Origin of the sequence: Neorhizobium sp. DAR64872/K0K18, from assembly GCF_050500175.1 — a bacterium.
In the GTDB taxonomy this organism is placed as follows: Bacteria; Pseudomonadota; Alphaproteobacteria; order Rhizobiales; family Rhizobiaceae; genus Neorhizobium; species Neorhizobium soli.
On the sequence record NZ_CP191446.1, the window covers coordinates 1,752,426 to 1,773,310 of the forward strand.

The 20,885-nt window shown below is 60.8% G+C and carries 23 protein-coding genes and 1 pseudogene; 15 read left to right on the forward strand and 9 right to left on the reverse strand.

From position 1 onward, the window contains the following. Positions 1 to 89: 89 nt before the first annotated feature. The 4 genes from ACQY1P_RS14095 to ACQY1P_RS14110 are packed head-to-tail and all read right to left on the reverse strand — an operon-like array spanning position 90 to position 3,087. Positions 90 to 416, reverse strand: coding sequence for a TfoX/Sxy family protein (locus ACQY1P_RS14095; RefSeq protein WP_174196616.1), 327 nt, complete (start codon positions 414 to 416; stop codon positions 90 to 92). 2 nt (positions 417 to 418) lie between these two features. Further along, entirely contained in the window at positions 419 to 2,062 is a 1,644-nt protein-coding gene (locus ACQY1P_RS14100; RefSeq protein WP_430256665.1) for an NTP transferase domain-containing protein, read from the reverse strand. Between the two features lie 3 nt (positions 2,063 to 2,065). Beyond that, positions 2,066 to 2,761, reverse strand: a complete 696-nt coding sequence (locus ACQY1P_RS14105) for an XdhC family protein (RefSeq protein ID WP_430256666.1) — start codon at positions 2,759 to 2,761, stop codon at positions 2,066 to 2,068. Next, the gene (locus tag ACQY1P_RS14110; protein WP_062456684.1) at positions 2,758 to 3,087 is read right to left on the reverse strand and encodes an XdhC family protein; all 330 of its coding nucleotides are present in this window, start codon (positions 3,085 to 3,087) and stop codon (positions 2,758 to 2,760) included. Before ACQY1P_RS14110 ends, ACQY1P_RS14105 begins: the two co-directional genes overlap by 4 nt. A gap of 197 nt (positions 3,088 to 3,284) precedes the next feature. On the opposite strand from ACQY1P_RS14110, the gene ACQY1P_RS14115 reads away from it, so the two are divergent. The 15 genes from ACQY1P_RS14115 to ACQY1P_RS14185 all read left to right on the forward strand — a co-directional run bounded on the left by ACQY1P_RS14115 (position 3,285) and on the right by ACQY1P_RS14185 (position 15,208). Next, on the forward strand, positions 3,285 to 4,346 hold the full coding sequence (locus ACQY1P_RS14115; RefSeq protein WP_430256707.1) for a branched-chain amino acid ABC transporter substrate-binding protein: 1,062 nt from the start codon (positions 3,285 to 3,287) through the stop codon (positions 4,344 to 4,346). 70 nt (positions 4,347 to 4,416) lie between these two features. After that, a complete protein-coding gene (gene rpe, locus ACQY1P_RS14120; protein WP_430253943.1) occupies positions 4,417 to 5,091 on the forward strand; it encodes a ribulose-phosphate 3-epimerase in 675 nt (224 codons plus the stop codon). Between the two features lie 102 nt (positions 5,092 to 5,193). Then, positions 5,194 to 6,501, forward strand: a complete 1,308-nt coding sequence (purB, locus tag ACQY1P_RS14125; protein ID WP_192086431.1) for an adenylosuccinate lyase — start codon at positions 5,194 to 5,196, stop codon at positions 6,499 to 6,501. A gap of 45 nt (positions 6,502 to 6,546) precedes the next feature. Next, positions 6,547 to 7,101, forward strand: a complete 555-nt coding sequence (locus tag ACQY1P_RS14130; RefSeq protein ID WP_092660851.1) for an RBBP9/YdeN family alpha/beta hydrolase — start codon at positions 6,547 to 6,549, stop codon at positions 7,099 to 7,101. 235 nt (positions 7,102 to 7,336) lie between these two features. Beyond that, complete coding sequence (purC, locus tag ACQY1P_RS14135; RefSeq protein WP_062456672.1) at positions 7,337 to 8,101, forward strand: phosphoribosylaminoimidazolesuccinocarboxamide synthase; 765 nt, start codon at positions 7,337 to 7,339, stop codon at positions 8,099 to 8,101. Between the two features lie 15 nt (positions 8,102 to 8,116). After that, positions 8,117 to 8,359, forward strand: coding sequence for a phosphoribosylformylglycinamidine synthase subunit PurS (purS, locus tag ACQY1P_RS14140; RefSeq protein ID WP_430253946.1), 243 nt, complete (start codon positions 8,117 to 8,119; stop codon positions 8,357 to 8,359). Positions 8,360 to 8,376: 17 nt separating this feature from the next. Continuing rightward, complete coding sequence (locus ACQY1P_RS14145; protein WP_062456667.1) at positions 8,377 to 8,634, forward strand: hypothetical protein; 258 nt, start codon at positions 8,377 to 8,379, stop codon at positions 8,632 to 8,634. Next, entirely contained in the window at positions 8,631 to 9,305 is a 675-nt protein-coding gene (gene purQ / locus ACQY1P_RS14150; protein WP_430253948.1) for a phosphoribosylformylglycinamidine synthase subunit PurQ, read from the forward strand. Before ACQY1P_RS14145 ends, purQ begins: the two co-directional genes overlap by 4 nt. A 71-nt stretch (positions 9,306 to 9,376) precedes the next feature. Further along, complete coding sequence (locus ACQY1P_RS14155; RefSeq protein ID WP_062456663.1) at positions 9,377 to 9,754, forward strand: hypothetical protein; 378 nt, start codon at positions 9,377 to 9,379, stop codon at positions 9,752 to 9,754. Positions 9,755 to 9,924: 170 nt separating this feature from the next. Beyond that, on the forward strand, positions 9,925 to 10,422 hold the full coding sequence (locus ACQY1P_RS14160; RefSeq protein WP_082476319.1) for an acyloxyacyl hydrolase: 498 nt from the start codon (positions 9,925 to 9,927) through the stop codon (positions 10,420 to 10,422). Positions 10,423 to 10,524: 102 nt separating this feature from the next. After that, positions 10,525 to 12,732, forward strand: a complete 2,208-nt coding sequence (gene purL, locus ACQY1P_RS14165; RefSeq protein ID WP_113165595.1) for a phosphoribosylformylglycinamidine synthase subunit PurL — start codon at positions 10,525 to 10,527, stop codon at positions 12,730 to 12,732. A 150-nt stretch (positions 12,733 to 12,882) separates the two neighbouring features. Continuing rightward, positions 12,883 to 13,119, forward strand: a complete 237-nt coding sequence (locus ACQY1P_RS14170; protein WP_062581431.1) for a BolA family protein — start codon at positions 12,883 to 12,885, stop codon at positions 13,117 to 13,119. A gap of 16 nt (positions 13,120 to 13,135) precedes the next feature. Then, on the forward strand, positions 13,136 to 13,399 hold the full coding sequence (locus ACQY1P_RS14175; protein WP_113165594.1) for a hypothetical protein: 264 nt from the start codon (positions 13,136 to 13,138) through the stop codon (positions 13,397 to 13,399). 152 nt (positions 13,400 to 13,551) lie between these two features. Further along, complete coding sequence (gene grxD / locus ACQY1P_RS14180; RefSeq protein ID WP_062456655.1) at positions 13,552 to 13,884, forward strand: Grx4 family monothiol glutaredoxin; 333 nt, start codon at positions 13,552 to 13,554, stop codon at positions 13,882 to 13,884. Positions 13,885 to 14,002: 118 nt separating this feature from the next. After that, positions 14,003 to 15,208 carry a multidrug effflux MFS transporter gene (locus ACQY1P_RS14185; RefSeq protein WP_062456653.1) on the forward strand — a complete coding sequence of 402 codons (1,206 nt, stop codon included), beginning with the start codon at positions 14,003 to 14,005 and terminating at the stop codon, positions 15,206 to 15,208. 244 nt (positions 15,209 to 15,452) lie between these two features. Here ACQY1P_RS14185 and ACQY1P_RS14190 read toward each other — a convergent pair whose 3' ends face one another. From ACQY1P_RS14190 to alaS, 5 genes and pseudogenes are all read right to left on the reverse strand, one after another. Further along, positions 15,453 to 15,938, reverse strand: a complete 486-nt coding sequence (locus tag ACQY1P_RS14190) for an SRPBCC domain-containing protein (protein WP_430253950.1) — start codon at positions 15,936 to 15,938, stop codon at positions 15,453 to 15,455. 3 nt (positions 15,939 to 15,941) lie between these two features. Then, positions 15,942 to 16,136: pseudogene (locus ACQY1P_RS14195) on the reverse strand (ArsR family transcriptional regulator); the annotation flags it as partial. 96 nt (positions 16,137 to 16,232) lie between these two features. Continuing rightward, positions 16,233 to 17,057 carry an inositol monophosphatase family protein gene (locus ACQY1P_RS14200; protein WP_430253952.1) on the reverse strand — a complete coding sequence of 275 codons (825 nt, stop codon included), beginning with the start codon at positions 17,055 to 17,057 and terminating at the stop codon, positions 16,233 to 16,235. Between the two features lie 40 nt (positions 17,058 to 17,097). Beyond that, on the reverse strand, positions 17,098 to 17,964 hold the full coding sequence (ttcA, locus tag ACQY1P_RS14205) for a tRNA 2-thiocytidine(32) synthetase TtcA (RefSeq protein WP_062580842.1): 867 nt from the start codon (positions 17,962 to 17,964) through the stop codon (positions 17,098 to 17,100). Between the two features lie 53 nt (positions 17,965 to 18,017). Beyond that, the gene (gene alaS / locus ACQY1P_RS14210; protein WP_430253954.1) at positions 18,018 to 20,675 is read right to left on the reverse strand and encodes an alanine--tRNA ligase; all 2,658 of its coding nucleotides are present in this window, start codon (positions 20,673 to 20,675) and stop codon (positions 18,018 to 18,020) included. Between the last annotated feature and the right edge of the window lie 210 nt (positions 20,676 to 20,885).

Below are 20,885 nucleotides of genomic sequence, written 5' to 3' on the forward strand. Positions count from 1 at the left end.
TAAGCCTGCATCCCCCATTACGATGCCTATTTTAGCGCGAAACCTATTGCCTATTCAATACGCGAAATATCGCAGTGCCAAAATATAGGTTACTTGTCGATTTCACTCCGGATTGCGGCCTCGTAGGCCAGTCTTGTCCACTTTGACATGAGGTCGGGGTCCTCAAACGCATCTTCCGGTACCGTCCAGTAAGGCATCATCACGGACTTGCCCTTCTTGCCTTCGTAGCTCCACTGCCGCGCGCCTGCAGAAGCGAACTCAGGCGCGCTCACGGCATCGGCTTTCAGCATCAGTTCGTCGCGCAGCTCGATCGCGACGATGAGGCCCTGATGGTAGATGCCCTTGCCGCCGAACATCCGACGGATGCTGACGGGCCCGAGACCTTCGAACATCTCTTCGATCGCAATATTATCCATCGTTACGTCCTCAGAACGCCACCTGCAGCAATGACGGCTTCGGGCGTATCCACATCAAGATGGGCTGCCGGACCGATATCGACATCGATCACCGGAAGACCGGAGGTTTCGATAATCGCCCTTGCGCCGACATCGCCCTGCAGGTTCCGTACAGCATCATAGGTGGCGCGCGGCAGAATAACCGGATTGCCGCGCTTGCCGTTGGAGACTGCGCGCACGATCGCCTCGCCACCGGCGTCACCAAAGGCACCGAGCAAGGCATCGATGTGGCTGACGGTCACGCCCGGCATATCTGCCAGCATGACGAGGACGCCATCTGCTGCCGCGACATCCGGCCGCGTGAATCCGGCAATCAGAGAGCTCGCCATCCCCGCTTCATGGGAGGGGTTGTCTTGGAGACGGACGTCGAGCGATGAAAGCTCGGCCGCAATATCCTGCTGCCGGTGACCGGTGACAACGACCACGGGTGTGGCCTTCGAGGCCAACAGCATCTCGGCGGAGCGGCGCACGAGCGGCACACCGTCAAACTCAGCAAGCAGCTTGTGAAGGCCACTTTCGCCCATGCGCCTGGCCTGACCGGCGGCCAACAGGACAGCCGCAACCGAAAGCGAGACATCGTCCTTGCTCTCGCTGCGGTCCCGCGGCGCAGGCCTTGTCGGGATCTCCATCAAAAGTCCTCCCACACCCAGTGCGGCAATATCGTCCGATGTCGGTCTTTCACCGGCAAGCAGCCGGTGGAGCATCCAGTCAAAACCGTTTTCCTTCGGAGACCGTGCACAACCGGGGGCTCCCAGTACCGTGACACCACCAATATGGCCGTAAACAAGAAGATTGCCGGGATCGACCGGCATGCCGACGCGGATCACCTCACCGCCAGCGGCTCGGATCGCAGCCGGAATGACGTCCTCTTCATCGGCAACGGCGGACGCACCAAACACGATCACCAGCGAAGGCTCGCGACAGTTCCCGAGATCAAGCGCCTGCAGTGCGCCGGTCAGGGCGTCATGCGTATGCGGAATACGGATTTCGCGCACCAGTGTGCTGCCCGAAAGTGCAAGTCGCTGCTCGATGAGCTTCGCCGTTCGGTCCATCACCGACGTCTTCAGCGTCGGAAGCTCCGTTGCAATCAACGTGACAGCATGAGCCTCGAACGGTTTGACCTCAAACGGTGTAGAAGCCCCAAGCAGCGCCACAGCCTTCCCGAGACAATAGCCATCGACAGCGAGCGGAATGATCTTGAACGTTGCGACCATGTCGCCTGCCTTGACCGATACGCGATCCTTGAGACAGGCAAGCGTGATCGACGGGTCCACGCCGTTGAGCGCGTTGACGACGTGCGTGTTGGCGACGAACAGACCGGCCGTTGCCGCATAAACGTTGACACGTCCCGTTGCTGGCTCCGAAAACGTGAGGTGATCAGGTGCGATTGCCGCAGCCAGCATTCCCGCCGCATTGTCTTCAAGAACGTCTCCCGCATCGAGCCGCACGCCTATGACGGAAGCGATACCCTCTTCGCGAAGACGCTCGATGTCATCAGGCGCTAGCCGGTGACCCTTGTGCAGTCGTCCGCGCTGACCTTCAAACCGGATTGAATGGGCGAGCACGATGTTTTCGGCCTCACGCAACGGGAAGCTGGCGTATTTCATTCCCTAACCCTGCGTAAGGAGGTCGCGCCGGCGCAACGACCTGACGATGTCGGCAAGTGTGGCAAGCGCAATCTCGGCCGGGTTCGCAGCACCGATGTCGAGACCGATCGGCGCTGAAATCCGGGCAATCTCCTCCTCGGAATGTCCCATATCCTTCAGTCGATCAGCGCGCTTCGCATGAGTTTTGCGGCTACCCAGCGCGCCGACATAAAAACAGCCCGCCTTCAGCGCCTGCGACAAGGGAAAATCATCGATCTTCGGATCATGCGTCAGGGCCGCGACAGCCGTATAGCTATCGAACGGTCGCTCTCTCAGCACGTCTTCGGGCCACTCCGCGATGACATCGACATCACCGAACCGTTCTTCGGTGGCAAAGGCCGTCCGCGGATCGATGATCGTGAGGTCGTAGCCCGCCACCGGCGCCAGACGGGCGAGCGCCTGGCTGATATGAACCGCGCCAATCACAACGATCCTTGGCGGCGGCAGATAGACATTGATGAACAGAATGCGCTTGTCGATTTCGACGCTCGTGGCCTTGCCGCTGCGCATCGCGTCCGCGATGGCGGCACCAAGCGGATCCTCCGGAACCGTTTCCTCGGAAACAAGAGAAATTTCGCCCGACGCAAGGTCGGTTATTGTCGCCGAGGCCCGTCTTTCCTGCCGGGCGCCATTGAGACGCGCCAGATCATCGAACTTCATCGGCCGAGCCTTTCCACATAGACGCGGATCTTGCCGCCGCAGGAAAGCCCGACTTGCCATGCCGTCTCATCGGCAACGCCGAATTCCAGCATCTTCGGCGTGCCTGACGAAATCACCTCGATCGCCTCGGTAATCACCGCACCCTCGACGCAGCCACCCGAAACGGAGCCGACGAAATTTCCCTCGCCATCGATCGCGAGATGGCTTCCGATCGGACGTGGTGCAGATCCCCAGGTCTCGACGACGGTTGCGATCGCCACGTCGCGGCCGCTTTCGGCCCAATTCTGGGCGGTGACGAGTGGATCAAGACTGGATGTGACGGTCATCGGTGCCTTTCAGACGGCAATTTTCGAAACACGCATCGGCGCGTTGTGACGATATGGAAGCCTCACCCGCGCTTTTCCACGTCTGCGCGCAGTTTTTATCGTCGTGACGCGATTCTCTTTGACCGGTCGGATGGGAAAGCTAAATGTGCTGGAACGCAAGCCGCAATGAGTTAAGGGAAGGCATGGACATTCGCACTTTGATATCAGCCGGCCTGTTTGCCTCATTCCTCGCTGCTCCGTCTGCATCGGCTGCGATCATCGGCGTGGTCGCACCGAAATCGGGTCCATACGCCCTCCTCGGAGCCCAGATCTACCAAGGCGCCCGTGCGGCGGCTGAGGCCAATGGCGATACGCTGGTGGAGCTGGACGAGAGCTGTGACGAGAATGGCGGGCTCGCAGTATCGAAGTCTCTGAGGGGTGCAAAGGCCAGCGCGGCCATCGGCTTCCTCTGCGTGGAAACGCTGACGACAGCGCTGCCCGCTCTGAAGGCCGCCGCTATTCCAGCCGTTTCGGTCTCGGTGCGGTCGAAGATCCTGATGGAAGATGCACTTCGCAACGGCTGGCCGTTCTTCCGTCTGGCACCAACCGAAACCGCCGAAGCGGATGCTGTTGCATCTGCCATCCTATCCCGCTGGAAAGCCGAGCCGATCGCATTCATCGATGACGGCACGATCTATGGCCGCGAGCTCTCAAGCGCCGTGCGCCAGAAGCTGGAACCGTCAGGCATCCGCCCCGCGTTCACCGACGTGTTCAGGCCAGGCCAGGAGCAACAGATCGCTCTCGTCCGCCGCCTGGCAAAGGCCGGCGCGACTCATGTCTTTATTGGTGGCGACCGAAACGATACCGCCATCATCGTTCGCGACGCTGCAGCCGAACGCGTTTCCCTGACAGTCATGGGCGGAGATGCACTGCGTGCCGCAAACCGTCCTGTTGGCCTTGCCAACGGCGTGCTCGCGGCAGCCCTTCCGGATTACGCAGTTGCGCCTGAAGCTTCCACCGCCGTCACGCAACTACGCGCAGGCAATGTCGAGCCGGAAGGCTACGTTCTGCCCGCTTATGCGGCAACGGAACTTGTTCACCGGGCGGTGACCGAGACGTCCAATGGTCGTTCCCTGACCGACACTCTTGTGGCAGGCTCCTTCACGACTGCGATCGGTCCCGTCGCCTTCGGCCCGGACCACGAGTTGAAGCAGAACCCGTTCCGTCTGGTGGAGTGGCAAGGTAAGGACTTTGTGGAGATCGGGCCGGCCACCGACTGATGGTCTGGCCAGGCGATTGTTCCTGTCGCCACGGGATGATAAAGCCTCCCTCAAACCGGAGACCCATCCCATGACCCTGCCGATCCGCATCGCCCCGTCCATTCTTGCCGCCGATTTCTCCAAGCTTGGCCAGGAAGTCATCGACGTCGTGCAGGCCGGCGCCGACTGGGTGCATCTCGACGTCATGGATGGTCATTTCGTCCCCAACATCTCATTCGGACCTGACGTCATCAAGTCGCTGCGACCGCATACGGATGCGTTCTTCGACTGCCATCTGATGATTGCACCGGCCGACCCCTTTCTTGAGGCCTTCGCCAAGGCCGGCTGCGACAGCATTACCGTGCACGCTGAATCGGGCCCTCACCTGCATCGCTCCCTGCAGACGATCCGCAGCCTCGGCAAGAAGGTCGGTGTGACGCTCAACCCGGCAACGTCGCTGTCCTCGCTCGAAAACGTGCTCGATGACGTCGATCTGATCCTGATCATGAGCGTCAATCCCGGCTTCGGCGGACAGAAATTCATCCCCGCCATGCTCGACAAGATTCGCGCGACGAAGTCCCTGATCGGTGACCGCCCGATCGAGATCGAAGTCGACGGCGGCATTACAGCAGACACGATCGGCGCTGCGAGCGCTGCCGGCGCCAACGTCTTCGTTGCTGGCTCCGCCATCTACAAGGGTGACGGCATCGACGCCTATCGCACCAATATCAAAGCACTGAGAACAGCGGCAAGCGGCGCGCGCTAACCATCCGGCGCCCTCTTTCCTGCAAACAAACCCGAAGTTATTGAGCTTTGGCCCGCTTGTTGCTACAGGCTGGGCAACACTTGACAGGAAAGCCGCACGCTCATGATCCCTCGCTATTCCCGGCCCGAGATGGTCGCCATCTGGTCGCCAGAGACGAAGTTCCGCATCTGGTTCGAAATCGAGGCGCATGCCTGCGACGCGCTTGCCGCGATCGGCGTGATCCCGAAGTCGGCGGCTGAGACAATCTGGGAAAAGGGCGGCAGCGCAACGTTCGATGTCGCGCGCATCGACGAGATCGAAGCCGTCACCAAGCATGACGTCATCGCCTTCCTCACCCACCTTGCCGAATTCGTCGGCCCCGACAGCCGGTTCATCCACCAGGGCATGACATCCTCGGACGTCCTCGACACCTGTTTCAACATCCAGCTCGTGCGAGCGACCGACATCCTTATCGCCGGCATCGATCGCGTTCTTGAAGCCCTCAAGACCCGCGCCTTCGAGCACAAGGATACGGTCCGCATCGGCCGCAGCCACGGCATCCATGCCGAGCCGACGACGATGGGCCTGACCTTCGCGCGCTTTTATGCGGAAATGTATCGCAACAAGACCCGTCTGCTCGAAGCCCGTGAGGAAGTTGCCACCTGCGCGATCTCAGGCGCCGTCGGCACGTTTGCCAACATCGATCCCCGCGTCGAGGAGCATGTCGCAGCAGCGCTCGGCCTGAAGGCAGAACCGGTTTCCACGCAGGTCATCCCGCGAGACCGTCATGCGATGTATTTCGCGGTCCTCGGCGTCATCGCCTCGTCGATCGAAAACGTCGCGATCGAAATTCGCCACATGCAGCGCACGGAAGTTCTGGAAGCGGAAGAATTCTTCTCGCCCGGCCAGAAGGGCTCGTCGGCCATGCCGCACAAGCGCAATCCGGTTCTCACCGAAAACCTGACCGGCCTTGCCCGTCTCGTGCGCATGTCGGTGGTTCCGGCGATGGAAAACGTTGCTCTCTGGCACGAGCGTGACATCAGCCACTCGAGCGTTGAACGCGCCATCGGCCCGGATACGACCGTCACCCTCGACTTCGCTCTCAACCGTCTCGCCGGCGTCATCGAGAAGCTGGTGATCTACCCAGAGAACATGTTGAGGAACATGAACAAGTTCAAGGGTCTGGTCATGAGCCAGCGCGTTCTTCTGGCGCTCACGCAGGCTGGCACCTCGCGCGAGGATGCCTACCGTCTGGTGCAGCGCAATGCCATGAAGGTCTGGGAAGAAGGCAAGGACTTCCTCGAAGAGCTGCTGGCCGATCAGGAAGTCCGGGCCGCCCTTTCCGAGGAAGAGATCCGCGAGAAGTTCGACCTCGGCTACCACACCAAGCATGTCGACACGATCTTCACCCGCGTCTTTGGCGAAGCGTGATACAGGCAGCTTGATATTGAAATCACGCAAACACAGATTAGCGGCATGAAAGCATCCGAAGCCGATATCCTGATCATTCCGGGTTACACCAATTCCGGCCCTACACACTGGCAGACGCGGTGGGAGAATAAACTCGCCACCGCGCGCCGGGTCGAGCAAGCGGAATGGGCAAAACCGGTCAAGGACGACTGGGTCCAAAGGCTCGTGGAAGAGGTGAACGCCTCGACGCGACCGGTGGTGCTCGTCGCCCACTCGCTGGGCGTGGCAACCGCCATCCATGCGATCCCTCTTTTCAAGAAGAAGATCGCCGGTGCGTTTCTCGTTGCGCCGCCCGAGGTCGAGAACCCGAAGATCAGGCCAAAACACCTGATGACCTTCGGCCCCTACCCGCGCGATCCGCTACCGTTCCCGACGCTTACCGTGGCCAGCCGAAACGATCCGTTCGGATCCTACGAGCACGCCGACGATATCGCCGCGTCCTGGGGATCGGTCTTGGTCGATGCAGGGGAATCCGGGCATATCAACGCGGAATCGGGGCATGGTCCCTGGCCGGAGGGTACGATGGTGTTTGCCCAGTTCCTCGGCAAACTGAAGCCCTGAACTCGGGGGGCACGCCGGAATCAAGACGCATTTTTCCTGCTAGGCTGGGAAGTTGCCGCGGTACACGACTGAGTCGTCTGCGGCCTATGCGGTAGAGGGAGCCGGCATAGCTTTTTTCATCGGGATGAAAACCGGACGGATGGCCCCGCATTGTGAAATGCGATCTTTTCCGATATGGACCCCTCAAACACGATCCATTGCGCCTGCCCCGGGTGCCAACAACGAGAAAACAATCATGAACCGTCGCCGCCGTATTTACGAAGGCAAGGCAAAGATCCTTTACGAAGGCCCGGAGCCAGGCACGCTGATCCAGTTCTTCAAGGACGATGCCACAGCCTTCAACAAGAAGAAGCACGGTGTGATCGACGGCAAGGGCGTTCTGAACAACCGCATTTCGGAATATCTCTTCACACACCTGAACAAGATCGGCATTCCCACGCATTTCATTCGTCGGCTGAACATGCGCGAGCAGCTGATCAAGGAAGTGGAGATGATCCCGCTCGAGATCGTCGTGCGCAACGTCGCCGCCGGCTCGCTGTCGGAACGTCTGGGCATCGAGGAAGGCACCGTTCTTCCCCGCTCGATCATCGAATTCTACTACAAGTCCGATCAGCTTGCCGATCCGATGGTGTCCGAAGAGCACATCACCGCCTTCGGTTGGGCAAACCCGGCTGAGCTCGATGATGTCATGGCGCTCGCCATCCGCGTCAACGACTTCCTGTCCGGCCTTTTCCTCGGTGTCGGCATCCAGCTCGTCGATTTCAAGATCGAATGCGGCCGCCTTTTCGAAGGCGACATGATGCGCATCATCCTCGCCGACGAGATCTCGCCCGACAGCTGCCGTCTCTGGGATATCGAGACGAAGGAAAAAATGGACAAGGACCGGTTCCGCCGCGATCTGGGCGGTCTGGTCGAAGCCTATTCCGAGGTGGCGCGCCGTCTCGGCATCATCAACGAAAACGAGCCGCTCCGCGGGACCGGCCCGGTTCTTGTCAAGTAATTCGGGGGATATTCAGTGATCAAGGCACGCGTGACCGTTACGCTCAAGAACGGCGTTCTAGACCCGCAGGGCAAGGCCATCGAAGGCGCGCTCGGAAGCTTAGGCTTTGATGGCGTCGGCCATGTTCGTCAGGGCAAGGTGTTCGACCTTTCCCTTGAGGGCACCGACAAGGTAAAAGCCGAAGCAGACCTGAAGTCGATGTGCGAAAAGCTTCTGGCTAACACGGTAATCGAGAACTATACTATCGCAATCGACTAACGGTTGCGGGGTATGTCATGGCTGACGTCACGAATGAACTCATGTACGAACTGATGAAGCGCGTGCAGGCAGACATATCTGACATCAAAATCGGCCAACGGGACCTGAAGGCAGAAGTGAATGCCATGCGTGGTGCGATGATATCGCTCCATCAGGACATGCATAATATCCACACGGCACTGGCGCGCCACGACCTGCGTCTCGACCGTATCGAAACCCGCCTCGAGCTGCGCGAGCTGTCTGAGGCACAGGCAAGGTTTGAACCGCACCCATGAAGTCCGCCGTCGTCCAGCTTCCCGGCCTCAATCGCGACCGCGACATGATCGCCGCCCTCACCAAGATCTCCGGCCAGGCGCCCGTCACCATCTGGCAGACGGAAACCGAGATCACTGATGATATCGACCTGATCGTCATCCCCGGCGGCTTCTCCTACGGCGACTATCTGCGCTGTGGCGCGATCGCTGCCCGCATGCCGGTCATGCAGGCCATCAAGCAGAAGGCCGAACAGGGCGTGAAGGTCATGGGCGTCTGCAATGGCTTCCAGATCCTGGTCGAGGCCGGCATGCTGCCGGGTGCGCTGATGCGCAACACGTCGCTGAAGTTCGTCTGCAAGGACGTGAAGCTCGAAGTGGTGAATGCCGAAACGGACTTCACCCGCGCCTATGGCAAGGGTCAGATCATCCGCTGCCCGGTCGCCCACCACGACGGCAACTACTTTGTCGACGCAGACACGCTCGCTTCCATGGAAGACAAGGGCCAGGTCGTGTTCCGCTATGCGGAAGGCACCAACCCCAACGGTTCGTTGAGCGATATCGCTGGCGTCATCAACGCGCGCGGCAACGTTCTCGGCATGATGCCGCACCCGGAAAACCTGATCGAAGCCGCGCATGGCGGCAGTGACGGTCGCGGCCTTTTTGCCTCGGCGCTCGATGTGATCGCTGCCTGACCGGTCTCAGGTCTCCATAGCAGACAATACCATAACCCTCCGGGAACGACATGCAGATCTCTTATCGTACTATGACTGCCATTTCTCTTGTCGCTCTCGGGACCGCGCTCGCGTCCTGCCAGTCGAAACCACCCGTCAAAGCGGTCAGCAACGCATCGGCGCTCGACGTGATGGAAAAGGTTGCCGTTGGCGCCAATCGCTGCTGGTTCCGGTCGGGCGACCCGGCCTTCAAGTCCTACGCGTTCGCGCCGGAACTGACGTCCTTCTCCGGTCGTCCCCGCTTTCTTCTGACACGCAAGGGCTCGTCCGATATCCGTCCGCTTCTCGTGGTGCAGGCGGAGGGCAGACCTGCCAAGCTTTCCACCTTCGGCCCGCTGATGAGCGAGCCTGTGTCGGGCCGCGTCAACGCCGATGTGCAACGCTGGGCCGCTGGCAACACCAACTGCTGATCTCGACCGTCAGAAGCCTTCTGTCGATAGCGTAAGCTCCGTACGAGTTTCGCAGACCACTCTCTCCTCAAACGGCAACATAATGCCGATTCGAGGAGAGTAGTTTGCCGCCGATTTCCCTGACACTGCCGGCGCGGATCGCCCTCGCTGCACCCTTGGCATTCCTGTCCATGGTCGCGACACCGATCGTTGCTGCCGAACAGCTGTTCGACGACGCGCGTTTTGGAGTCCTCACCTCCCTGGACAGCGGTCGCAAGGAAAACGGCGTCTTCCTGACGGGAATGCTCCTCACCGATCCGTTCGGTCGTGAACAGGCGACGGGCGTTGAGAAGGCCCTGCGGCCACGCCTTCACGTCGGCGGCGAACTCAGCACCACGGGCGAAACGAGCCAGGTCTATGCAGGCTTCTCGTGGACAGTGCCGGTCACGCGCAATGTCTTCGTGGAAGCAGGCTTCGGCGGCGCGCTGCATGACGGCAGCCTGGACAGCGGCGACGACCCCCAGCTTGGCTGCCGCGCACTCTTCCACGAATATGTCGCCGCAGGCGTCAAACTTCTCGGAAACTGGCAGCTCCTGGCGCAGGCGGGCCATTCGTCTCACGCCAATCTCTGCGACGGACCAAACGATGGTCTGACCCGCGCGGGTCTGACGGTAGGTTACCGGTTCTGATCTCGGCTTTTGCCTGTGGCGCGCCGGCATTTTCTTGTCGCGCCTCGTCAAGACATAGGCTAAAGAGCGGCGCATATCTCGCTCCGCAACATAGAGAAGATCATGACCATTCCGAACAGCTTCCCGATCACGCCAGAACTCGTCGCATCCCACGGCCTTAAGCCCGACGAATATCAGCGGATCCTGGATCTGATCGGCCGCGAGCCGACCTATACCGAACTCGGTATCTTCTCGGCCATGTGGAACGAGCACTGCTCCTACAAGTCATCCAAGCGCTGGCTGCGCACGCTGCCCACCAAGGGCCCGCGCGTCATCCAGGGCCCTGGCGAGAACGCCGGCGTGGTCGATATCGATGACGGCGATGTCGTCGTCTTCAAGATGGAGAGCCACAACCACCCGTCCTATATCGAGCCCTACCAGGGTGCGGCGACCGGCGTCGGCGGCATCCTGCGCGACGTCTTCACCATGGGTGCACGGCCGATTGCGGCCATGAACGCCCTGCGTTTCGGTGCCCCTGACCACGCAAAGACAAAACACCTCGTCTCCGGCGTCGTTGCCGGCGTCGGTGGTTACGGCAACTCCTTTGGCGTGCCGACGGTCGGCGGCGAAGTCGAGTTTGACGAACGCTACAATGGCAACATCCTCGTCAACGCCTTCGCAGCTGGACTTGCAAAATCCGACGGAATCTTCCTGTCGGAAGCCAAGGGCGTTGGCTTGCCCGTCGTCTATCTCGGTGCGAAGACCGGCCGCGACGGTGTCGGCGGCGCCACGATGGCATCGGCCGAATTCGACGCCGATATCGAGGAGAAGCGCCCAACCGTTCAGGTCGGCGACCCCTTTACCGAAAAGTGCCTGCTCGAAGCCTGCCTCGAGCTGATGAAGACCGGAGCCGTCATCGCCATCCAGGATATGGGTGCCGCCGGCCTCACCTGCTCGGCCGTCGAAATGGGCGCCAAGGGCGGCCTCGGCATCGAACTGCAGCTCGATCAGGTCCCGGTGCGCGAAGAGCGCATGACGGCTTATGAAATGATGCTCTCGGAAAGCCAGGAGCGGATGCTCATGGTGCTGGAGCCTTCGAAGGAAGAAGTCGCCAAGGCGATCTTCGTCAAATGGGGCCTCGATTTCGCAATCGTCGGCAAGACCACGGATGACCTGCGTTTCCGCGTCATCCATCAGGGCGAGGAAGTCGCCAACCTGCCGATCAAGGAACTGGGCGACGAAGCACCGGAATACGACCGTCCCTGGATCCAGCACAACCCGCGCCCTGACATGCCCGCGGCAGACGTTGCAGCCCCGACAGATTACAACGATGCCATTTTGAAGCTGGTCGGCTCTGCCAACCAGTCCAGCCGTCGCTGGGTCTGGGAACAGTATGACACGCTGATCCAGGGCAATTCGCTGCAGCGCCCCGGCGGCGATGCCGGCGTCGTGCGCATCGAGACCCATCCCACCAAGGCGCTGGCCTTCTCGTCTGATGTCACGCCGCGTTATGTCGAGGCGGACCCGTATGAAGGTGGCAAGCAGGCTGTGGCCGAATGCTGGCGCAACATCGTCGCAACCGGCGCCGAGCCGCTCGCGGCCACCGACAACCTCAATTTCGGCAATCCCGAAAAGCCTGAAATCATGGGCCAGCTCGTCGGCGCCATCAAGGGTATCGGCGAAGCGTGCCTCGCCCTCGATTTCCCGATCGTCTCCGGCAACGTGTCGCTCTATAACGAGACCAACGGCGTCGCCATCCTGCCGACCCCGACGATCGCCGGCGTCGGCCTGCTGCCCGACTGGCAGAAGATGGCAAGGATCGGCTCCGCTGGCGACGGCGACGTGCTGATCATGATCGGCACCGATGGTAGCCATCTCGGCTCCTCGATCTACCTGCGCGACATCCTCGGCTCGACAGAAGGTCCAGCACCGACCGTCGATCTTTCCGCCGAACGCCGCAATGGCGACTTCGTGCGCTCGGCGATCCGCAACGGCCATGTCAGCGCCTGCCACGACATCTCCTCCGGTGGCCTCGGTCTCGCACTTGTCGAAATGGCGATGGCGTCGGAAAAGGGCATGACCGTCAGCCTGTCGGAACAGCGCGGACCGGCGCATGCGCTCCTGTTCGGGGAAGATCAGGCGCGTTACGTGATCGCCGTTCCGGCTGACATCGCTAATTTCCTGCAGGCCAATGCCGAAGGTTCAGCCGTGCCCTTCCGCCGCCTCGGCAAGGTCGCCGGCGAACGCGTCGTCATCGATGACATCGTCGACATCACTGTCGAGGATCTCACCATCGCTCACGAGAGCTGGTTCCCCTCGTTCATGGCATGAGGCACGGGTCGGGTGACTTCAACCGATCCAAATCCTCTAGCAATCTGTATTTGAGGTTGTTACCTCTTTGACCGGGAGACTGCTTTCAGGCAGTCTTTCGGTCAAAGCATGCCGCGATATGAGTTTGCGGCCGAAGAAGAGGAAGACACCATGCCCATGCGTCCCGGCGATATCGAAGACATGATCAAAGCCGGAATTCCCGGCGCCAAGGTCACGATCCGCGATCTGGCGGGTGACGGTGACCACTACGCAGCCGAGGTCGTCGCGGACGCGTTCCGCGGCAAGAGCCGCGTCCAGCAGCACCAGATGGTCTACGAAGCGCTGAAGGGCAACATGGGCGGCGTTCTGCACGCCCTGGCGCTTCAGACCTCCGCCCCCGCCGAGTAACGAGGCTGCCGGTGCGATGTCCGACCTGATCAAGCAGATCGTTACCAGCGTTGTCGACGATGTCGTCAAGCAGCTTCTGGGCAAGTCGCACGGCCGCACGCCTTCCAAGCGCAAGAAGCGTCAGACGCGCGCCGCTGCATCGGGAAGCACGCGGTCCGCGACCACGGGTAGGTTCACCGGCAAAAAGCCCAGAACGCGATCAAAACTTGCGAAGCCAGCGAAAAAGCAGACGAGCCGCCGGCGCACCGCCACCAGCCGCAGCAAGCAACGCAGCCGATAGCCCTAAGGGGCACGTCATTGGTGGCGTTGCGCGAAGGCAAAAAACAGTTTGACACCCCAAGCGGAATTGCGCTGGAATTAGTAAGGTCACCTTGCTATTTAAGGGGCAATACACCGCAGCGGTCCTTGAAACCGCATGTGAAAGGAAAGATCATGAGCGGCATTCACGACTTCATCGCAAACGAAATCAAGACGAACGATGTCGTTCTCTTCCTCAAGGGCACGCCTCAGTTCCCCCAGTGCGGCTTCTCCGGACAGGTGGTCCAGATCCTCGATTACCTCGGGCTCGACTACAAGGGCGTGAATGTTCTTGCCGACGCGGAAATCCGGCAGGGCATCAAGGACTATTCCAACTGGCCGACGATCCCCCAGCTCTACATCAAGGGTGAGTTCGTTGGCGGATGCGATATCGTCCGCGAAATGTTCCAGTCGGGCGAGCTCAAAACCCATATCGAGGAACAGGGCATTACCGTCCGCGCAGCCTGATCCGGCTTGATATACTCTCCAAAATTTTGAAGGCGCCGCTCCCACGGCGCCTTTCCCATTCTTTAGGAAATCCCCCGTGACAAATCCTTCACATCCCGTTGTCCCAAAGCTGCAAGGCATGGGAAGGGCACAATTCATTGCCATGATGGCGGCTCTGATGGCACTCAACGCCCTCGCCATCGATATCATGCTTCCCGGACTACAGCAGATCGGTGCAGCACTCGGCGTCGAGAACGAGAACCATCGACAGTATGTCGTCTCGGCCTATCTGTTCGGCTTCGGCATCGCCCAGCTCTTCTATGGCCCGATCTCCGACCGTTTCGGTCGCCGCACGCCGCTGCTGATCGGTCTTGGCATCTATATCGTCTCCGCGATCGCCGTCGTTTTCGTCCCCTCGTTTGCGGGCCTGCTCATCCTGCGCTTTATCCAGGGCATCGGCTCGGCGGCCACTCGCGTCATCTCCGTCTCGATCGTCCGCGACGTCTTCGGCGGTCGCGCCATGGCGGAAGTCATGTCTCTCATCATGATGGTATTCATGATCGTGCCGATCATCGCGCCTGGAACGGGACAACTCGTGCTGCTGTTTGGTGACTGGCACCTGATCTTCGTCTTCATCGCCGTCGTCGCAATCATTGTCACGATCTGGGTTGCCCGCAAGCTGCCCGAAACGCTGGATCAGGCCGATGTCCGCCCGTTCACGGTAAAGTCCATCGTCGCCGGCTTCCTGATCGTGCTCACCAATCGCATGGCGCTTTGCTACACGCTTGCGAGCACGTTCATCTTCGGCGCCCTGTTCGGCTTTATCAACTCGGCCCAGCAGGTCTATGTCGGCATCTACCAGCTCGGCGTATGGTTCCCAGTGGCGTTTGCTGCGGTCGCTCTGTTCATGTCGATCTCGGCCTTCCTCAACTCCCGCTGGGTCGGCAGGCTCGGAATGCGCAAGCTGTCGCACGCCGCCATCATCGGCTTCGTCGTGGTCACCTTCCTGTGGCTGAGCGTCCAGTTGCTGTCATCCGAACCGATGCCCTTCCTGCTGTTCCTGGCCTTCTTCGCCATGGCCATGTTCCTGTTCGGCCTGATTGCCTCGAACTTCAATTCGCTGGCAATGGAGCCCCTCGGCCACGTGGCGGGCACCGCGTCCTCCGTCCTCGGCTTCATGGGCACGGTCGGCGGCGCGATCATTGGCGCATCGATCGGCCAGGCCTTCGACGGCACGGCAACCCCGATGGTGGCAGGCTTCTTTACCGTCTCGGTCATCGGCCTGATCTTCGTGCTGATCGGCGAAAAGGGAAAGCTCTTCCGGCCCCACAACCACAAGGCCTGACAGTCCATCACGTCAGAGCGAAAAAAGGCCGGAGCGATCCGGCCTTGTTCGGTTCCGCTTTGTCTCGAAGGGTCGGTCCGGTAGAGGGAAATTGACACTCTAACGGAGAGAGTCAGCTTTCGGCCCGTTGCGGACATAAAACGGCGCCGCGAGATTGGTTTGCTTTGCCTTCACCACCCGCGAAAAGCTCGGGGGGTTAGCGCGCCTAAGGCATACGTTGCCCCGATGCGTTTCCGCAACAGCGCTACTCAGCTTTGCTGGTCAGCAATTCGTCGAGCTGGTCCAACTGCTCGGGCAATGCGACCGCCGAGCCCTGCAGGGCCTCCTCAAGCACCTCCTTGGACGGATAGACCTCGTGGAAACGCAACAGCGTCATGCCGCCCTGGTCCTCGAGGCTCACGGTCGTGACCGCGCCCTCTTCGCCCTCGTCGTTGGTCCAGACAATGCGCTCGTTCGGTACGACCTCGAGATACTTGCCATAGAAGGCCATGGTATCGGAATCGCCACCGGCACCGAATTCCAGCCGATACTTGCCGCCGGTACGCACGTCCATGTCGCACGATACGAGCGACAGGCCAGGGACCGATTTTGGCACCCACCAGGCCTGGAACATCTCGGGCTCACTCCACGCCTTGAAAACGGCCCTCGGCGGCGCATTGAATGTCCGCATGACGACCAATTCGCGATCGCCCCTGCGCTCCACTGATGTCCCGCAAACTTGCTGATTCATCGGTTACCTCCTTTGCATGGTACTGATGAGTTCATTCAATGGTTCGAAGCGGGCCTCGAAAATCTTTCGATGCGCCTCTATGCACTCGGCTTCCGCCTCAAGTCCGTGCTTCGCAAGCCTGCAGGTTCTCACCCGTCCGGTCTACTCGGGGACAACGAGCCCCGCTCGTTCGAGAACCTGGATATGCTTCCGCATGCCGCCCTCAGGCACCAGAATACACGAGGGTTCAACGGGGACAACGGAGTTGGCTTACGGTGTCGTTTCACCCTCTACTGGGACCGACCCCTTGAAGGCTCAGTCGCCGATGAGTTCGCGACGCAGCATCTGCCAGCTGTCCTTGCAGGTCGCGACCAGCAGCCCGCCATCCACGTGGTCCGGCAGGTAATCGGATCCGTCGAAGCGCGCCGCATAACCGCCGGCCTCCGTGGCAATCAGGGTGCCCGCCAGATGATCCCAAGGCATGAGCTTGTTGTAGAGAAGGTATTGCACGTGCCCGCCGGCAAAGGTGCGATACTCGTGCGCGGCACATCGATAGTTGGCAAAGAAACGCACCTTCGCCAGATTGGCCAGCAGCCGCTCTCTCTCCTCGCCGAAGAAATACCCGGGTGACGCCATTCCGACCATGTCGCCGATCGGTGTCGCTTCCGCGACCGCAAGGCGCACCGCATCGCCGTCAGGACGGCGCAGGAAGGCGCCTGCGCCCTTTTCCGCCATCACCCAATCGTCACCCATCGGATCGTAGATGATGCCGGCGACCGTTTCGCCTTTCCAGACGACAGAGGCCATGACACCGAAGGCAGGAATGCCGGAGGCGAAATTGAACGTGCCATCGACAGGATCGACGACGATCGCGAAATCCGAGCCTCCAAGCTTGGCGAGAAGCGACGGATCGGCGGCCACCGATTCTTCGCCAACAAACAGAGCATCAGGCGCCAGCGCTTCAAGCTCGCGGCGGATCAGACGCTCGGCTGCCTCGTCCGCTTCGGTCACCAGATCCGACGGCTCGCTTTTGGAACGCACGTCGCCGCTTCCAAGCCGCCGGAATCGCGGCAGGATCTCTTCCTTCGCCGCAAGGCGCAGGATGTCGGCAAGCTTGGCTGTATCGAGCGGCATGGTCATGGTGTGTGATCCTGCAGTGGTGGGAGCAGCTTGTTGGGGATCAGGCGGCGGGGTTGGCGCTGAGGCCGGAGAAGTCGAACAGTTTCGGGTCAAGCAGATGCGACGGGTTCACATGCGCCAGCGCCCGCAGCATCGTGTCCTTGCGGCCCGGCATGCGTGTCTCGATATCGGCAAGCATGGCCTTCATCGCATTGCGCTGCAGCCCGTCCTGCGAGCCACAGAGGTCGCACGGGATGATCGGGAATTCCATGGCAGCAGAAAACTTCGCCAGATCGTCCTCGGCGCAATAGGCGAGCGGCCGCAGCACCATCACGTCGCCTTCGTCGTTCAGAAGCTTCGCCGGCATCCCGGCAAGCCGTCCACCGTGAAAGAAGTTCATGAAGAAGGTTTCGAGAATATCCTCCCGGTGGTGCCCGAGAACCAGAGCGTCGCAACCCTCTTCGCGGGCAACCCGGTAGAGATTGCCGCGCCGAAGCCGCGAACAGAGCGCGCAGTAGGTTCCGCCCGCCGGCACCTTTTCCTTCACGATCGAATAGGTATCGCGATACTCGATCCGGTGCTTGACGCCGATCGAGGTGAGATAATCAGGCAGGATGTGTTTGGGGAAATTCGGCTGTCCCTGATCGAGATTGCAGGCAAGCAGCTCGACCGGAAGCAGGCCGCGCCACTGCAGATCGAGCAGAATGGCGAGAAGCGAATAGCTGTCCTTGCCGCCGGACAGGCCGACCAGCCAGCGTTTCTGATCTTTCAGCATGCCGAAATCGTCGAATGCCTGACGAACCTGCCGCAGCAGCCGCTTGCGCAACTTGTTGAACGAGACCGAACTCGGCGCATCCCTGAATAGGGACGGCACGAGGCCATCCACGACCTCGTCGATCTCATCCGGTATTGTTGCGTTCAATCCCATGTCCAAACCTCATGTGAAACGGGCGGCCAGTGGCCGCCCGATCATTCCAACTCTCAGGCGCCGAGCGCTGCCGCCACGGCTTCCAGCGCTTCATTGGCCTTGGCACCGTCAGGGCCACCGGCCTGCGCCATATCCGGCCGTCCGCCGCCGCCCTTGCCGCCGAGCGCTGCAGAGGCGATCCGCACCAGATCGACAGCACTGAAGCGACCGATAAGATCAGGCGTCACCGCCACGACCGCACTTGCCTTGCCGTCTTCAGAAACGCCAATCAGGGTCACGACGCCGGAACCGAGCGTGGCCTTGCCTTCGTCCGCGAGCCCCTTCAGGTCCTTCGCGTCGATGCCGGCCAGTGCCTTGCCCATGAACTTGATGCCAGCGATATCACGAATGTCGTCCGCAGAACCACCCTGCTGTCCGCCACCCATGGCGAGCCGGCGCTTGGCATCCGCCAACTCCTTCTCAAGCTTGCGACGCTCGTCGATCAGCGCCTCGACGCGAGAAACGAGTTCGGTCGGCTGAACCTTCAGCGCACCGGACAAGGTCTTCACGCGCTCATCCTGCTCGGCGAGATAGACACGCGCCGCATCCCCCGTCACCGCTTCGACACGGCGAACACCGGCGCCGACGGCGCTTTCAGAGAGAATGCGCACAAGGCCGATATCACCCGTCGCGTTGACATGCGTGCCGCCGCAGAGTTCGATCGAGTAGGGCTTGCCGGCTTTCGGGCCATCGACAGCCTTGCCCATCGAGACGACACGAACTTCATCGCCGTATTTCTCGCCGAACAGCGCCATTGCCCCTTCGGCAATCGCATCGTCGACGCTCATCAGGCGCGTCGTCACCTGCGCGTTCTGCAGGATGATGGCGTTGGCCATATCCTCGACGACCTGCAACTCCTCTGATGACATGGGCTTTGGATGCGAAACGTCGAAACGCAGGCGCTCAGGAGCGACCAGCGAACCCTTCTGCGCCACATGGGTACCAAGCACCTCGCGCAGGGCTTCATGCAGCAGATGCGTGGCCGAATGGTTCGAGCGCAGGCGCGAACGGCGGGCGTGATCGACGGCGAGAATGACCGCGTCGCCAGCCTTCAATGTGCCCTCAACGACGGCCGCGATATGGACGAACAGCCCCTCGCCACGCTTCTGGACGTCGGTCACTTCAAGCTTGGCGTGGTCGGTCGAAATCAAACCGGCATCGCCCATCTGACCGCCGGATTCACCGTAGAACGGCGTCTGGCTGACGACGATCTGGACGGCATCGCCGGTCGAGGCACTGTCGATCGCCTTGCCATCCTTGACGATCGCCTGAACGACGCCTTCGGCAGTCTCGGTGTCGTAGCCGAGGAATTCGGTGGCGCCGAACTTTTCCTTGATTTCGAACCAGACGGTTTCGGTCGCCTTGTCGCCGGAGCCTGCCCAATGCGAGCGGGCTTCCGCCTTCTGGCGTTCCATCGCATCGGTAAAGCCGGAGAGATCGACGCCGATTTCGCGGGCGCGGAGCGCGTCCTGCGTCAGGTCGAGCGGGAAGCCGTAGGTGTCGTAAAGCTTGAACGCCGTCTCGCCGTCGAGCATGTCGCCCTTGTCGAGCGTGCTGGTCGCGTCCGAAAGCAGCGACAAACCACGTTCGAGCGTCTTCAGGAAGCGGGTTTCCTCGAGCTTCAGCGTTTCCGCGGTCAGCGCCTCGGCGCGCACCAGTTCCGGATAGGCGCGGCCCATTTCCTGCACCAGCGTCGGCAGCAGCTTGTACATGACCGGTTCTTTGGCACCGAGCAGCTGCGCATGGCGCATGGCGCGGCGCATGATGCGGCGAAGCACGTAACCACGGCCTTCGTTGGATGGCAGCACGCCGTCGGCAATCAGGAACGCGGACGAACGCAGATGGTCGGCGATGACGCGGTGGCTGGCACTGCCCTGGGCCTTCACGCTCAGGACATCCTCGATCGTTCCGATCAGCGTCTGGAACAGGTCGGTGTCGAACACACTCTGCTTGCCCTGCAGGACACAGGCCATGCGCTCGAGACCCATGCCGGTATCGATCGACGGGCGCGGCAGCAGCGTACGCTCGCCAGGAGCGGTCTGCTCGTACTGCATAAACACGAGGTTCCAGAATTCGAGAAAGCGGTCGCCGTCTTCTTCAGGCGAGCCCGGAGGTCCACCCCAGACATTTTCGCCCTGGTCGATAAAGATTTCCGAGCACGGACCGCAGGGGCCGGTATCGCCCATCTGCCAGAAATTGTCGGAGGTGGGAATGCGGATGATCTTGTCGTCGGAAATGCCGGCGATCTTCTTCCACAGCGTCGCAGCTTCCTCGTCTTCCGAATAGACCGTGACCAGCAACCGGTGCTTGGGCAGATCGAACCCTTCGGTGACCAGCTTCCAGGCAAGCTCGATCGCGTTTTCCTTGAAATAGTCACCAAACGAGAAGTTGCCGAGCATCTCGAAGAAGGTGAGATGGCGGGCGGTGTAACCGACATTGTCGAGATCGTTGTGCTTGCCGCCGGCGCGCACGCATTTCTGGGAGGTGGTGGCCGTGGTGTAGGGGCGCTTTTCAAGACCGGTAAAGACGTTCTTGAACTGCACCATACCGGCATTGGTAAACATCAGCGTCGGGTCATTGCGCGGCACAAGCGGGGACGAGGACACAACCTCGTGGCCGTTCATTTGGAAATAGTCGAGAAACGTCGACCGGATTTCATTCACGCCGCTCATGCTAAGCCCTTTTTATCGCCGGGTGCGATGCTGTTATTCGAAGACGAAAGGCTTGTATCGTCCGCGTTCCCGACTGTCCAGCCACAGCACCCCTAATCATCCCAAACCCGCCCGGAACGCAGACCGGCCGCGCATCTCGTAGATGGCGGCCGGCAAGATTTGAAAACCGGAAAACACCGGTGAATATCAGCGTCAGGATGCCCTAGATCG